General features: G+C 67.0%; 12 protein-coding genes and 1 pseudogene. 8 read left to right on the forward strand and 5 right to left on the reverse strand.

Features of this window, described 5'->3' with window-relative positions:
* From N7590_RS09565 to N7590_RS09590, 6 genes and pseudogenes are all read left to right on the forward strand, one after another.
* Positions 1-553 (forward strand): annotated as a pseudogene (locus N7590_RS09565) (alkane 1-monooxygenase); the annotation flags it as partial.
* Positions 554-571: 18 nt separating this feature from the next.
* Positions 572-1,915: an LLM class flavin-dependent oxidoreductase gene (locus N7590_RS09570; protein WP_164241075.1), complete on the forward strand. Its 1,344-nt coding sequence runs from the start codon at positions 572-574 to the stop codon at positions 1,913-1,915.
* 4 nt (positions 1,916-1,919) lie between these two features.
* Positions 1,920-3,140, forward strand: a complete 1,221-nt coding sequence (locus tag N7590_RS09575; RefSeq protein WP_164241076.1) for a M20 aminoacylase family protein — start codon at positions 1,920-1,922, stop codon at positions 3,138-3,140.
* Positions 3,137-3,688, forward strand: coding sequence for a GNAT family N-acetyltransferase (locus N7590_RS09580; protein WP_053508896.1), 552 nt, complete (start codon positions 3,137-3,139; stop codon positions 3,686-3,688). The genes N7590_RS09575 and N7590_RS09580 overlap by 4 nt, the downstream gene beginning before the upstream one ends.
* Positions 3,685-5,436, forward strand: coding sequence for an amino acid ABC transporter permease/ATP-binding protein (locus tag N7590_RS09585; RefSeq protein WP_164241077.1), 1,752 nt, complete (start codon positions 3,685-3,687; stop codon positions 5,434-5,436). Before N7590_RS09580 ends, N7590_RS09585 begins: the two co-directional genes overlap by 4 nt.
* Positions 5,437-5,452: 16 nt before the next feature.
* Positions 5,453-6,427: an ABC transporter substrate-binding protein gene (locus tag N7590_RS09590; protein WP_164241078.1), complete on the forward strand. Its 975-nt coding sequence runs from the start codon at positions 5,453-5,455 to the stop codon at positions 6,425-6,427.
* 88 nt (positions 6,428-6,515) lie between these two features.
* Here the strand turns inward: N7590_RS09590 and N7590_RS09595 are convergent, their stop codons facing one another.
* Entirely contained in the window at positions 6,516-9,632 is a 3,117-nt protein-coding gene (locus N7590_RS09595; RefSeq protein WP_279935383.1) for a discoidin domain-containing protein, read from the reverse strand.
* Between the two features lie 221 nt (positions 9,633-9,853).
* On the opposite strand from N7590_RS09595, the gene N7590_RS09600 reads away from it, so the two are divergent.
* Positions 9,854-10,096: a hypothetical protein gene (locus N7590_RS09600; protein ID WP_006435629.1), complete on the forward strand. Its 243-nt coding sequence runs from the start codon at positions 9,854-9,856 to the stop codon at positions 10,094-10,096.
* A 33-nt stretch (positions 10,097-10,129) separates the two neighbouring features.
* Entirely contained in the window at positions 10,130-10,627 is a 498-nt protein-coding gene (locus N7590_RS09605; RefSeq protein ID WP_164241116.1) for a DNA-binding protein, read from the forward strand.
* A 94-nt stretch (positions 10,628-10,721) separates the two neighbouring features.
* On the opposite strand, the gene N7590_RS09610 is transcribed toward N7590_RS09605, so the two are convergent.
* The 4 genes from N7590_RS09610 to N7590_RS09625 form a co-directional block, all read right to left on the reverse strand.
* The gene (locus N7590_RS09610; protein ID WP_164241080.1) at positions 10,722-11,615 is read right to left on the reverse strand and encodes an SDR family oxidoreductase; all 894 of its coding nucleotides are present in this window, start codon (positions 11,613-11,615) and stop codon (positions 10,722-10,724) included.
* A 23-nt stretch (positions 11,616-11,638) separates the two neighbouring features.
* The gene (locus N7590_RS09615) at positions 11,639-12,136 is read right to left on the reverse strand and encodes a DUF1097 domain-containing protein (RefSeq protein ID WP_049457237.1); all 498 of its coding nucleotides are present in this window, start codon (positions 12,134-12,136) and stop codon (positions 11,639-11,641) included.
* A 16-nt stretch (positions 12,137-12,152) separates the two neighbouring features.
* The gene (locus N7590_RS09620) at positions 12,153-12,896 is read right to left on the reverse strand and encodes an SDR family oxidoreductase (protein ID WP_164241081.1); all 744 of its coding nucleotides are present in this window, start codon (positions 12,894-12,896) and stop codon (positions 12,153-12,155) included.
* Between the two features lie 223 nt (positions 12,897-13,119).
* Positions 13,120-14,196, reverse strand: coding sequence for an MBL fold metallo-hydrolase (locus N7590_RS09625; RefSeq protein WP_164241082.1), 1,077 nt, complete (start codon positions 14,194-14,196; stop codon positions 13,120-13,122).
* Positions 14,197-14,212 lie beyond the last annotated feature (16 nt).

The raw sequence follows: 14,212 nt of genomic DNA on the forward strand, positions 1-14,212 counted from the left end.
GTCTGGCGCCGAGGGCGAAGCACTGGCCCGGCCCCTTCCGCAGCAGGCACCGGAACGCTTCCTGCTGGGGGCCAGCCCGCAGAGTGCGAAGCAGGCGGCCGAACTCGGGTGGCGTTTTGTCTACGCCGCGCACTTCGACGGTGATCCAAAGCATATCGAGGCGGCCTTTGAGGCTTACCGAAGTGCGTCGACGCAACCACCGCTGCTGGCCACGGTGGCTTTCGCTGCGCCGACCACCGAGGCTGCCGCGCGCCATATCGGTGCGCTACGGGTCTACAAGCTGCACCTCGGTCCCCGGCAGACGGTGAATCTGCCCAGTCCGGAAGCCGCAGCTGAGTACGCGCGCCAGGTAGGCGTGGCCGACTTCCGCATCGAAGAAACACGCCCGAGCGTGCTGTCCGGCGATGCGCAGCATGTGCGAGACGAACTGGACGCGCTGCATCGGCGTTTCGGCGTGGGCGAGTTCATCCTCGACGCGCCGGTGGCCGACCTCGACGCACGCCTGACATCCCTTGAGCTGCTGTCGCCCGCGCCACGCGCGGCGGTAGCCTGACCTGCAGGAGCGATTCCCATGAGCACGACCCCGCGCCACATTCCGTTCGGCATCATGCTGCAGGGCCCCGGCAGCCACATGCATGCCTGGAAGCATCCGTCCAATCCGGCCGACGCCAGCGTCAACCTGCAGTTCTACATCGACATCGCACGTACTGCCGAGGACAACGGCATCGCCTTCGGCTTCGTGGCTGATGGCCTGTACATCAACGAGAAGTCGATCCCGCACTTCCTCAACCGCTTCGAGCCGATCTCGCTGCTGTCGGCGCTGGCGACGGCAACGAAGAAGATCGGCTTGGCGGGCACGCTGTCGACCTCGTACAGCGACCCGTTCACGGTGGCGCGCCAGTTCGCTTCGCTGGACCTGCTCAGCGGCGGTCGCGCCGGCTGGAACGTGGTGACCTCGCCGCTGGAAGGTTCGGGGCGCAACTACGGGCGGCCACACCCCGAACATGCGCTGCGCTACCAGATTGCCGACGAGTACCTGGAGGTGGTGCAGGGGCTGTGGGATTCGTGGGATGACGGTGCCTTCGTGCGCGAGCGCGACACTGGCACGTTCTTCGCGCCGGACACGTTCCGTCGGCTCGACCACAAGGGCCGCTTTTTCCAGGTGGAAGGGCCGCTCAACATCCAGCGCTCGCCACAGGGCCAGCCGGTGATTTTCCAGGCCGGTTCGTCCGATGATGGCATCGCGCTGGCCGGCAAATATGCCGATGCGGTGTTCACCCATTCGCCGTCGCTGGAAGAAACCCGTGCATTCACCCAGAAGGTGAAGAACTCGGCGATCGCGCACGGCCGCAGCGGCAATGACGTGAAGATCTTCCCGGGCATCGGCCCGATCGTCGGCCGTACTGCCGAAGAGGCCGAAGCCAAGTACCAGGCGATTGCCGCGCTGGCCACGCTTGAGGACGCGCTGGCCTATCTCGGCCGCTTCTTCGACCACCATGACTTCAGCCAGTACGACCCGGATGCGGCGTTCCCGGAACTGGGCGGTATCGGCAGCAACTCGTTCCGCTCCACCACCGACCGCATCAAGCAGGACGCGCGCGAAAAGGGCCTGAGCCTGCGCCAGGTGGCATTGGAAGCGGTGAGCCCGCGGCCAAACTTCATCGGTACGCCGGAGCATGTGGCCGAAGAACTGATCCGCTGGTTCGATGCCGGTGCCAGTGACGGTTTCATACTCGGTTTCGCTGCACAGCGCGAAGGCCTGGACGATTTCGTGACCCAGGTGCTGCCGATCCTGCAGGCGCGCGGCTATCACCAGCGCGAGCTGGAGGGGCAGACCCTGCGTGAACATCTGGGCCTGCCATACAAGGCCAGCCGGTATGCAACCGACGCCGAACCGGCGCGGAAGGCGGGGTAGGGCGATGAGCGGAGAAACCGCGGTAGCGCCGGGGCATACCCGGCGGAGTTCCCCAACGACTGGCGTACTGCCTGAAATCGCGGCACGCGCCGACGCAGCCATCGCCATCCGCCATGACCTGCACCGCCACCCGGAGCTGGCCTTCGAGGAACACCGCACCAGTGCCCGCGTGGCCGAGCTGCTGCAGCAGTGGGGTTACGAGGTCACCACTGGTCTCGGCGGCACCGGCGTGGTCGGCACGCTGCAGCGCGGGCAGGGCAGCCGCCGCCTCGGCCTGCGCGCCGACATCGATGCACTGCCGATCCACGAGGATTCCGGACTGGCCTATGCCAGCCAGACCGACGGCCTGATGCACGCCTGCGGCCACGATGGCCATACCGCCATCCTGCTGTCGGCCGCGCATTACCTGGCTCACCATGGCAGTATCGATGGCACGCTGCAGCTGGTGTTCCAGCCGGCCGAGGAAACCGGCTCGGGCGCGACGAAGATGATTGACGATGGCCTGTTCGAGCGTTTCCCGGTGGATGCGATCTATGGGCTGCACAACTGGCCGGGCGTACCCGTGGGCCACTTCGGCTTCGTCGACGGTCCTGCGATGGCGTCGGTGGACTGGGCACGGCTGAAGGTGATCGGCAAGGGCGGTCATGGTGCCGAGCCGCAAGGCAGTGTCGATCCGGTCCTGGTGGCGGCGCACATCATCACCGCGCTGCAGAGCGTGGTATCGCGCAATGTCGATCCGCGGCAGATGGGCGTGGTCACGGTGGGATCGATCCATGGCGGGCAGGCCGCCAATGTGATTCCGGACGTGGTCGAACTGACCTTGACCGTGCGCGCCTATCTGCCCGAGGTGCGCGACACCCTGCGCCGTCGGACCATCGAGATTGCCGAGCAGACCGCCGCCGCCTTCGGTGCGCGGGCCGAGATTGCGTTCCCGCGTGGCTTCCCCAGCGTGATCAACCATCCGCAGCAGACCGCCTATATCCGTGGCGTGGCGGAAGCGGGCTTCGGCGCCGAACAGGTGGTGCCCGGCTTCGCGCCGCGCACGGCCAGCGAGGATTTCGCCTTCCTGCTGCAGGCGCGCCCGGGAAGTTTCGTGTTCGTCGGCAACGGCGACAGCGCACCGCTGCACAGCCCGCGCTATGTGTTCAACGACGCCGCCATCGCGCCGGCCGCCAGCCTGTGGGCGCGGCTGGCCGAAGACTATCTGGTGAAGGACGTGGCATGAGCAGCAACGAACGCTTCTTCTATACCTCGGTGGATGATCCGCTGGCGCGGCCCCTGTTCGATGGCCTGGAACAGGAGTACGACAGCCGCTATGCGGATGTGCGCCGACGCATCGGTGGCAGTGCCCGCGAGGAGCTGCTCCGCTACCCCGCGCAGGCATTCGCCTCACCGGTAGGCGCGTTCGTACTGTTGCTGCGCGACGGCGTTGCGATCTCCGGGGGTGCCTTCATGCCGCACCGTGATCCGGAGACCGCCGAGTTCAAGCGGATCTGGACGCTGCCCGGGCTGCGTCGGCAGGGGATCGCGCGGCGCGTGCTGCAGGAACTTGAAGACCAGGCCGCGCGCCAGGGCTATCGGCGGGTGTTCCTGACCACCGGCTTCCGCCAGCCCGAAGCGGTCGGCCTGTACCTCAGCCATGGGTACACCGCGCTGTTCGATCTGCAGGCGGATCCGGAGACCATCGCCCACCTGCCGTTCGAGAAATATCTTCAGGCGCCTGCGTCGCGGGTCGCGCAGACGCAGGCTGTGCTGCACGGAGCCCACGCATGAGTACGCCGTCGACTGCACTGGATGGAATCGCCGCACGCCCTGCACAGGCGCCGGCACCCGCGTTGAAGATCGTGCCGGCCCGGCATCCGTTGCAGGTGTTCGGCACCGTGCTGGCGTTGGCGCTGATCCTGATCGCGCTGCAATCGGTGCTGGGCAATCCGCGCTGGGGCTGGGGTACGTTCGCCGAGTGGTTCTTCGCGCGCCCGGTGCTGGAAGGCCTGGGCCGCACGCTGCTGCTGACTGCACTGGGTACCGGCCTGGGCTTCGCGCTGGGCACCCTGCTTGCGCTGGCGCGCGTCTCCGGCTCGGCACTGCTGTCGGCGGTGTCGTGGGGCTACGTCTGGTTGTTCCGTTCGATTCCGCTGCTGGTGCTGTTGTTGCTGCTGAACAACCTGGGCTACCTGTACAGCACCATCGAACTGGGTGTGCCGTTCACCGGCATCAGCCTGTTCTCGTACCCGACCACCCAGCTGATCGGTGTGTTCACCGCGGCGGTGCTGGGCCTTACGTTGAACCAGGCTGCGTTCTCGGCGGAAGTGATCCGTGGTGGCATTCTCTCGGTCGATCACGGCCAGTACGAGGCCGCAGCCGCGCTCGGCCTGCCACGTGGCCGCCAGGTGCGCCGCATCATCCTGCCACAGGCAATGCGCTCGATCCTGCCGGCGGCGTTCAACGATGTGATCGGCCTGGCCAAGAGCACGTCGGTGGTCTACGTGCTGGCGCTGCCGGAGCTGTTCTACACCGTGCAGGTGATCTACCGCCGCAACCTGGAGGTGGTGCCGCTGCTGATGGTGGCCACGGTCTGGTACCTGGTGATCCTGACCGTGCTTTCGCTGTTGCAGCGACGGGTGGAGCAGCGCTTTGCGCGCGGCCAGCTGCAGCGCGAGCGCTCGGTATCGCGTGTCTCGTCGCCGACGCGTGCACAGCACGATGCCACGCCGCGTGCCACCAACCGCCCGCGCATCGCCGCGCAGGTCGAGGCGGGCGAGGGTGCATCGGTGTCGCTGCATGGCGTCGGCAAGTTATTCGGCGACCAGCCGGTGCTGGAGGACGTGAACCTGGACCTGCGCGCCGGCAGCGTGACCGTGCTGATTGGGCCGTCCGGTGCCGGCAAGTCCACGCTGCTGCGGCTGATCAACCACCTGGAACGCGCCGACAGCGGCTACGTGACCGTCGGCGGCCAGCTGATCGGCTACCGCCGTGACGGTGACACCCTGTACGAGCTGCCGGAGCGCGAGATCCGCCGTCGCCGCGCCGAGGTGGGCATGGTGTTCCAGGGCTTCAACCTGTTCCCGCACCTGACCGCGCTGGAGAACATCATCGAGGCGCCCATCGCCGTGCGCGGCGTATCGCGTGCCGAGGCCGAGCAGCAGGCACGCACGCTGCTGGAGCGGGTGGGCCTGGCCGACAAGGCCGATGCCTTCCCGCGCCAACTGTCGGGCGGCCAGCAGCAGCGCGTGGCGATTGCCCGCGCGCTGGCCCTGCAACCGAAAGTGCTGTTGTTCGACGAGCCGACCTCGGCGCTGGACCCGGAACTGGTGGCCGAGGTGCTCAGCGTGATCGAGGAACTGGCCCGCTCCGGCACCACGCTGGTGATCGTGACCCATGAGTTGAGCTTCGCCCGTCGCGTGGCCGACCACGTGGTGATGATGGACCAGGGGCGGGTGATCGAGCAGGGCACGCCCGAGGCTCTGTTCCAGCGCCCGCGCCAGCAACGCACCGCCGATTTCCTGGCCAAGACTCCGTAACCCTGAAAGGAACGCCATGAGCCCTGCAGCACCGCGTCGGCCTTCGCGCAGCACCCTGTTGATCGTGGGCGTGCTGGTCATCGGCATCGCTGGCATCGTCTATTCGCGCGTGCGCCAGGCACCAGATGCTGGCAACGTGGCCGCGGCCAGCCTGGCCGGCGCGAACACCGCCGTGCTGAAAGGCACGCTCGATCCGAAGGCGCAGGCGTTGATTCCCGCTGGCTACCGCTTCGTCACGCCCGGCACGTTCACCGTGGCCACCCACCCGGGGCAGCTGCCACTGGCCGACTATGGTGCCGACAGCAAGGAGGTGGTCGGCATCGAGCCGGACATCGCGCGGCTGATTGCCGATGCATTGGGCCTGAAGCTGGTGATCGTGCCGGTGGCCTGGGCCGACTGGCCGCTGGGGCTGGAATCAGGCAAGTACGATGCGGTGCTGTCGAACGTTACGGTCACCGAGGAGCGCAAGAAGAAGTTCGATTTCTCCAGTTACCGCTACGACCTGCTGGGCATCTATACGCGCAGCGATGGGCCGATCCGGAAGATCGACAAACCGGCCGATGTGGCCGGGCTGAAGGTGGTGGTCGGTGCGGCCACCAATCAGGACCAGATCCTGCGGCAGTGGGACCAGCAGAACATTGCGGCCGGGCTGAAGCCGGTGGAATACCAGTATTTCGATGATGCGGTGGTGGGGCGGCTTGCGGTGATCACCGGCCGTGCCGACGTCTCGTTCGAACCCAATGCCACCGGCGCCTATTCGGCGCGCGACGGCAAGGTTCGGCGCGTGGGCCTGTTCCCGGGTGGGTGGCCAAACGCTGCGGCGATCTCGGTGACGACCCGCAAGGGCAGCGGCCTGGCCGACGCGGTGACACAGGCGCTGAACACCCAGATCGGCAGCGGCACGTATGCGCAGGCGCTGGCGCGCTGGAACGTGGCCGAGGAAGCGGTGCCGCAGTCGCAGACGAACCCGCCGGGGTTGCCTGCACTCTGACGCCGGGCGTGGCCCGGCGCGGCCCTGTAGCGTCGAGCCTGCTCTACTGGGGTAGGGGGCGGCGAAGTGCAGTCGAGCAAGCTCGACTCTACCAACGCGCTTCCAGCGTCCGGAACGGTTTCGCCAGGCGCACGCTCTCGGCGTCGAAGTCGGCAACTGGCCGCCCATCCACACGCACCGATTTCGGTATCGTGCGCTGGGGCCACCAGACCTTCACCGCCGTGCCTCTGCGCAGCCCATCGCCCAGCGTGAGCGTCAGCGCGCCGTCGCGCTGCCGCGCCTGCATCTGCAAAGTGCCATACGCAGTGGGCAGCCGTTCCACCGCCAGCCCATCGCCGGCCACCCAGGACGGCGGAGTGCCCGGCAGCAATGACAGCGCGTCATCGTCTTCGCGCATCAGCATGCCGAACAGCGTGCGGCCATACTCGGCGCCAATCCAGGTGTGTGGCATGTCACCCAGATAGCGCGGGAAACGCAGCCGCGAATGCACGACCTCGGCCAGCACCTGCCACTCCAGTGGGCGCCGGTCATGCAGCAGGCCCTGCAGCAGTTCATCGGCGGCCTCGGGCTGGCCCAGGTGCACGTAGCTCAGTACATTGCGGATCTCATACGGCGTGTAGGCATACAGCGCACCGGGCTGGTTGCGCTTGCGCACGTCCTCCAGATAGCGGGCGAAGGTGGTCCGCAATGCATCGGCAGGCAACACGCTCTGCGCGCCGGTCGGGTCCAGGGCGATCGATACGCCCGTGGGATCGCCATCGCCCAGATCCGCCGAGGACGGGATGAAGTCGATGCCCTTCCACGCCATCGTCGCCCGGATCGAGGCGTGCAGCGCGTCGTACAGGGCCTTGTACTGCTGGCGCGCCCACACCGCGGTTTGGTGATCGCCCAGTGCGTCGGCCAGCCACGCGCCATCGTGCCAGCCCTTCAGGCCCCAGTAGTCATCCCAGTAGCTGTGGGTGGGCGAGGGGTAGCCCTCATGACTGATCGATGGCGCAAGGATGCCCGCGAAGCGTTCCGGCGCCGGCTGGCCGGCCATGTAACCCGCTACCAGCGTGCGCTCGCGTAGTTCCTGCAGGAAGCGCAGCGCCGCCTTCACTTTCGGCAGGTACGCGCGCACCGACTCTGGCCCGCCATCGAGCCGGGCGACATCGGCAACCAGCGCCACGTATTGACCCTGGCTGTCGTACTCGATGTCCGAACCGAAACCGGTGTTGACGCTGCCATCGTCGTTGAGGATCGGCGAAACCAGCCCGTTGGCGTGCACGCCGTGCTCGCTGTACCACGCCAGGTAGTCGCGCGCGACCTTGGCTTCGCCCATGCGCAGCAGCACCGCCGACGTGGCCATGCCGTCGCGGATGAAGGAACGGTTGTAGTTGCGTGGCCCCGGCTGCATGGCCGGCCCGGTCTGGTTGATCAGCATGTACGCCGCCTGCGCGCGCAGCATGTCGACCAGCGAGGGATCGGGCAGGCGCAGCCCCACCTGGCCCAGCCGTGCCTGCCAATCCGCCGAGGCCTGCGCGGCCAGCGTGTCGAACGCGGCATCGGCGTCGTGCGGCAGCGAGGACAGATCGAGCGGTGGCGCTTCTGGCAGCGCACCGTTGGCATCGGCGGCGGCGGTACCCAACGGGAAGGCGGCCACGATGGCCTCGCTGGCGCCGGGCGCCAGCGAAACGCGATAGCTCAGGGCCGCTGCGGCAAGGCCCTGGTCGTCCTGCGCCAGTTGCGTGTCGGGCAGCGTGCCGGCGGCGATTGCAGCAGTGATTTCCGTTGTGCCTTCCGCACCGAAAGGCGCGGTGCCCGACGCCGTGACCGGGGTGAGTGAATGCAGCAGGGTACGGCCATTGATGCGCACCGCCTGACCTTCGACGGACACATCGCGGATGGGTGACAGGCCACCGTTCTGCCACGGCGGGTTCATCTGCATCGGGCGTACAACCAGGGTCAGCGTGCCGTTGATCGTGGTCGTGCCGCTGTTGTGCAGCCGGTGGCGAAGCAGGGTGACCGGCTGCCCGTCGCGCTCGATGGCGAAGACCTCGCTGCGCAGCTCCAGTCCGGGCTGCGGCGCCCAGGTGGCCGACGGCATCGGCTTCCAGCCATCGCGCAGTGCATGCTGCACCGTCTGCCCGGCGGCACCTGCAGCGTGCCCGTCGGCATTGCGCCAGATCGGCTGCACCAGCGGTGCGCCCTTGAAGGCTTCGAGGTTGCCGTACTCGTCGAAGATCGATTTCTGCCGGCCCGCGTGCACACCCACGGCAGTCCAGTAGGTCTGCTGCATCTGCAGCGAGGCGGGGAACAAGGCTCGTTGCGCACCGCTGGCGGCAATCTGGTAACGCTTCATCGGCGTCATCACCGCCTTCGGGCCCAGCAGGCGGATGCGGGCGATCTGCGCAGCGTCGCCGTGCACCGTCAGCCGCAGAGCCTGGATGTCGAGCGGCGCGCTGGCGGCCAGCCAGCTCTGCTGCCGGGTCGCGGCCTGCGCATCCTTTGCCAGCTCGTGCCAGCGCCCTTTGCCATCCTGGGCCTGCAAGACTGCGGCATCGTGCACGCTGGCCCAGTCCACCGCCAGCCCGGTGCTCGGCTGTGGGCGTGGCAAGGTGATGTCGAGCGTATGGACACCGCCCTTGCCAGCGGGAATGGCTACCGCACTGCCGCCTTGCCACAGCGCCGCGGACTGCGTGGCATCGAGTCCGAGCACGCGCGCACTGAGCGACGTATCGAGCGGTTCCATTTCGAAGATCGACACGCCCCAGTCGGAGGTGCGCTGCGGACTGGCCAGGCGCAGGTAGCGGGCCTGGCGTGGCGCGAAGTACAGCGTTTCGACGCCGCCGAGTGAATCGCCCATGGTGTAGGCGGTCTGCCACTGCGCCCCGTCCAGCGAGGTCTGCAACGTGTAGCCCTCGGGATTGGAGACATCCCAAGTCAGGCGCACGCCAGCGAGCGTGGCCGGCGCGCCGAGGTCGATCTGGAACCAGTGGCCGGGGCTGAACGCGCCGCCGGTCACCGTGCTCGGATCGTTGTCGATCAGGTGGCTGATGGCCATGGCCGGGACCTGCTGCGATGAAGCACTTGCCCGCCACTGGTCGCGGGCCGGCAGGTTCTGGGCCTGCGCGGAAAATGCCAGCCCGACAAACAGCAGGGCTGCGGTAGGACGGAAAGAGGAGGGCAGCTTCAGGACCGTTGAGCGTTCAACGCGAAATGCCATTACAGACAACCTCGCAGGTTCGGCCGGGATCGGGCGAGCGCTACGCTAGCAAGGGTTGTAACCGTTTACATGACGCGCTGCGGTAGGCGATGCAGCGAGCGCTGACGGATGTGGCTCTGGACGCGTGGCCAGGATCGCCTAGGGTCATTGCTCAAGGTTGAGTGTCCGGGTTGTCATTTGACAACCAGGGCCTGTCATGTGCAGACTGGGGAGAACAAGGAATGTCTCGTGCTCGTCATCCCGACAAGGACATCGAATCGGTGCTGCGGTTCGCGGAAGCTCGAGGCTGGAGTCTCCGTGTAGGTGGGAGCCACGCGTGGGGCCGGATGTATTGCCCTTACAACGACACCGACTGCCGATGCGGAGAATTCTGTGTCGTGAGCATCTGGAGCACGCCGCGCAGTCCTGGCAACCACGCGCGCGCCTTGCGCCGCGTGGTCGAGAACTGCAGTCGTGAGCAATGAAATCAGGTTTCGATGGAAGCGAGGTGGCAGATGATGGAATTCAATTTCACCCTGAAGTACCGCTTGCCCGAACGCTACGATGACGTCGGAATGCTCGAGCGGCGGCTGGCAGAGGCGGGGTGTGACGACGCGCTTCTGGGCAGCGGCTTGCCGGGAAGGATGGCGCTGGCCTTCTGCCGTGACGCCGACAGCGCGGTGGTCGCGCTGTGCTCGGCAGTGGATGATGTGCAGCGGGCCGTGCCAGGTGCCGAGCTGGTGGAGGTGAGCCCCGATCTGGTGGGGCTTACCGATGTGGCCGATCTGCTCGGGATGTCGCGACAGAACATGCGGAAGCTGATGCTGGCCAACCCGCAGTCGTTTCCGTCCCCGGTGCATGACGGCTCAACCTCCATCTGGCACCTGGCCGACATTCTGGGTTGGTTGCGCGCGCGTGGCAGCGAGAAGGTCACCACGGAAATGGCCGAACTGGCCGCGGCCGCATTGCAGTTGAATCTGGCCCGGGAAAGGCGCAGGTTGCAGCCGAAGGCTTAGTGCCAGGCTGCCGGATCAGCGCTGTCACCCGCGCGCTGGGGTCCTGCAGAAAGGGCGCCCGAAGGCGCCCCGCAGGTGCATTGATTTTCCCGGCTCAGCCTCGTGGCGAGAGCAGGTCTGCAAGACCGATGGAGGCGTACATTTCGCGTCGCATGCGATCGGCAACGTCATTGACCACTTCGGCGCCGTCCTGTGAGGGGTCTACATGTACCCGGAACGGCCGATGTCCGTGTGGCAGGCCCACCACCCGCACGATCTGCCGCGCGACCTCCTCGGGATCGGCATCTGCAGGCTCCAACCCTGCCAGGCCCTTCAGTGCCTGGTCGGCGACACCGGCGTAGGGACCGTTCTCATAGTCGGCCACGATGGCGCTATCGGCGGGCGTGCCCGAATGCAGGAAATGGTTGGTGCCCTTGGTGAATGCACCCGGCACCATGATGGTGGTCTCGATGCCCCACCGCGACAGTTCGGTTGAATAGGACACGGCCAGTGCATCCATTGCTGCCTTGGCGGCGAAGTAGGGCGCAAGGAACGGTGGAGTGCCACCGCGTGTGGAGGACGAGCCGATCCAGACGAGCAGGCCGTTGCCACGGCGGCGCAGGTGCGGAAGCGCGGCGCGGTTCACCCGCTGTGTGCCCAGCACATTGACGTCGTACTGCTGCATCAGCTGTTCCGGGGTGAATGCTTCAGCCGGTCCGAACACCATGTGCCCGGCGTTGTGCACGATGACGTCGAGGGCGCCTGCGTCGGCCAGCACCTGTTCGACCGCCGCCTGGCTGGACGCGTCCGACTGTACGTCCAGTTCGACGCTACGAAGGTCGGCGTGATGCGCGTCTGCCCACTGTGCGATGTCGGCCACGCGGGTTGCATTGCGCCCGCGTGTTTCGCGCATCGAGGCGTAGACGACGTGGCCGGCAAGGGCCAGTGCCTTGGCGGTCATCAGGCCGAAGCCGGAGGATGCGCCGGTGATGAGGATAGTGTGTGACATGGGAGCTCCGGAAGAAGAAAGGGTCATGGCCGGGCGCGGGCCAACAGGCGCTGCGGCACGGTGTGCGCGGTCCAGGCGGCCAGTGAACCGAGGGCGCTGGCCGCGGCCAGTTCGGAGAGGTGGGCCAGCGAGGGCTCAAGGTGGGCCGCGAACCAGCTGACCAGTCCGAGGAAGTACCCCAGCAGGTTGTTCAATACCGGCAGGCCACGCAGGGCGACCACGCACAGCGCTACGACCAGTACAACGACGGGCACGGCCAGCGAGGGACCCAGTGAGGGAGAGAGCAGGCCCACTGCAAGTGTTGCCAATGCGCCGATGCCCAGCCCGAACCAGACGCAGGCCAGGTTTTCGATCGTGGAGCGCGTGCCCTGCAGCCGCGTGAAAAAGGCAATCCAACCGATGAACATCGTCCACACCGGCCAGCCGGCATGCAGCGCACCGGCAGCGGCGAAGGCCGCGGTGAGCGCCGCAGTCACCGTGACGAGGGCGTAAGCGCTGCGGGAAACGGGAATCGGATTCATGGCATCTCTCCGTGGTTCAGACCGCGCCGCCGTTGGCACGCAGAACCTGACCGTTGATCCACCCGCCGTCGGCACCGGCCAGGAAGGCCACAGCAGCGGCGATGTCATCCGGGGTGCCCAGGCGTTCAAGCGGGCTCATCTTTGCCAGCCGCTCGATCAGTTCGGCTGATTTGCCTTCCAGGAACAGGCTCGTGGCCGTCGGCCCCGGTGCGACGGCGTTCACGGTGATGCCGCGGCCGCGCAGTTCCTTGCTGAGGATGGCGCTCATGGTTTCCACCGCCGCCTTGCTTGCGGCATAGACGCCGTAGCGCTCGAGCTTGAATCCGACCACGCTGGTGGACAGGGTGACGATGCGGCCGCCGTCGCGGACACGGCGTGCGCTCTCACGCAGCACATTGAACGCGCCCTTCAGGTTGATGGCGATGAGGCGGTCGAACAGGGTGTCTTCGCTTTCGGCCAGCGAAGCGAGTTCCAGTACCCCGGCACTGTTCACGACCACATCGACACCGCCGAAGCGTGCCTCGATCGCATCGAACAGGGACTGCACGGATTGCGGGTTGGCGACATCGGCTTGAAGCGCGAGTGCCTGGCCACCGTCTGCGATCAGTTCGGCGGCCAGTGCTTCGGCTTCTTGGTGGCGACCGGCGTAGTTGATGGCCACCGCAAAGCCATCGGCAGCCAGGCGGCGGGAGATGGCGGCGCCAATGCCGCGCGAGCCGCCGGTGACAAGGGCAACGGGGGTTGAGGAAGCGATGTTCATGTTCAGATCCAGGAAGGCGCACCCACATGGCGCACGGTCATCCTGGACGCGATTGCGGGGCGGATAATCCCCCTTGATCCGGCAATATCATCCGGGCAGCCGAACAATCAGGTCGCCGACCCGCTGCAGGTCCCCGTCCGGGCCGCCAGGGGCGGCTGTGCCTGCTGCAACACCCGCGCGAGGCGGGTGCGGCAGAGGGTTCCAGGCAGGGCGCGATCGCTGGCTACAACTGCACCTGCTCCCACCAGCGCGTGCCGGCGTTCGGCGCCTGCATGTCCAGCGCTTCGCCCATCATCGGCGTGGCGACCGGCACGCTGTTTGCCTTCGCCAGGGCGGTGATGCGTTCGAACGGTTGCTGCCAGGCATGCAGGGCCAGATCGAAGGTTCCGTTGTGGATCGGCAGCAGCCACTTGCCGCGCAGATCCAGGTGCGCCTGCAGGGTCTGTTCCGGCTGCATGTGCACGAATGCCCAGCGTGGGTCATAGGCGCCGGTTTCGATCATGGTGAGGTCGAACGGGCCGTACTTCTCGCCGATGGCCCTGAAGCCATCGAAGTAGCCGGTGTCGCCACTGAAGAAGATGCGGAAGTCACCATCCTGGATCACCCACGACGCCCACAGGCTGCGATCGCTGTCGCCCAGCCCACGGCCGGAAAAGTGCTGGCCCGGGGTGGCGGTCAGGCGCAGGCCGCTGGCTTCGGTCGACTGCCACCAGTCCAGCTGTTCCACCTTGGCGGGATCCACGCCCCAGGCGATGAGCTGGTCGCCCACCCCCAGCGGCGCAATGAAACGCGCGGTCTTGCCGGCCAGCTGCATCACCGCGGCGTGGTCGAGATGGTCGTAGTGGTTGTGCGAGAGGATCACGCCGGCGATCGGTGGCAGTTCGTCGATGCTGATCGGGGGTGCGTGGAAGCGCGCCGGGCCCATCCACTGCACCGGGGAGGCGCGTTCGGAGAACACCGGGTCGGTCAGCCAGTACTGGCCGCGCAGCTTCAGCAGGATCGTCGAGTGACCCAGCCGGAACAGGCTGCGGTCGGGCGCGGCGTCGAGGCGGGCGCGGTCCAGCGGCAGCACCGGAATGGGGTGCGCCGGCACCGTGCCCTTGGGCTTGTTGAACAGGAACGTCCACCAGATCTCCGCGCCGTCGCGCAGGCCCATTGCCGGCCGCGGCAAGGCGTTGCGGAACTTGCCGTCGCGGTACTGCGGCGAATCGGGGAAGTCGGGGAGGGACCAGGACTTGCAGAAGGTGTAGGCGGTCACGGCGAGGATTCCAAGCAAAAGGACAAGGAGCAGGCGCTTCATGGGTGACGTCCGCTGG

Source organism: Stenotrophomonas sp. GD04024 (genome assembly GCF_029837545.1).
Taxonomy (GTDB): domain Bacteria; phylum Pseudomonadota; class Gammaproteobacteria; order Xanthomonadales; family Xanthomonadaceae; genus Stenotrophomonas; species Stenotrophomonas forensis.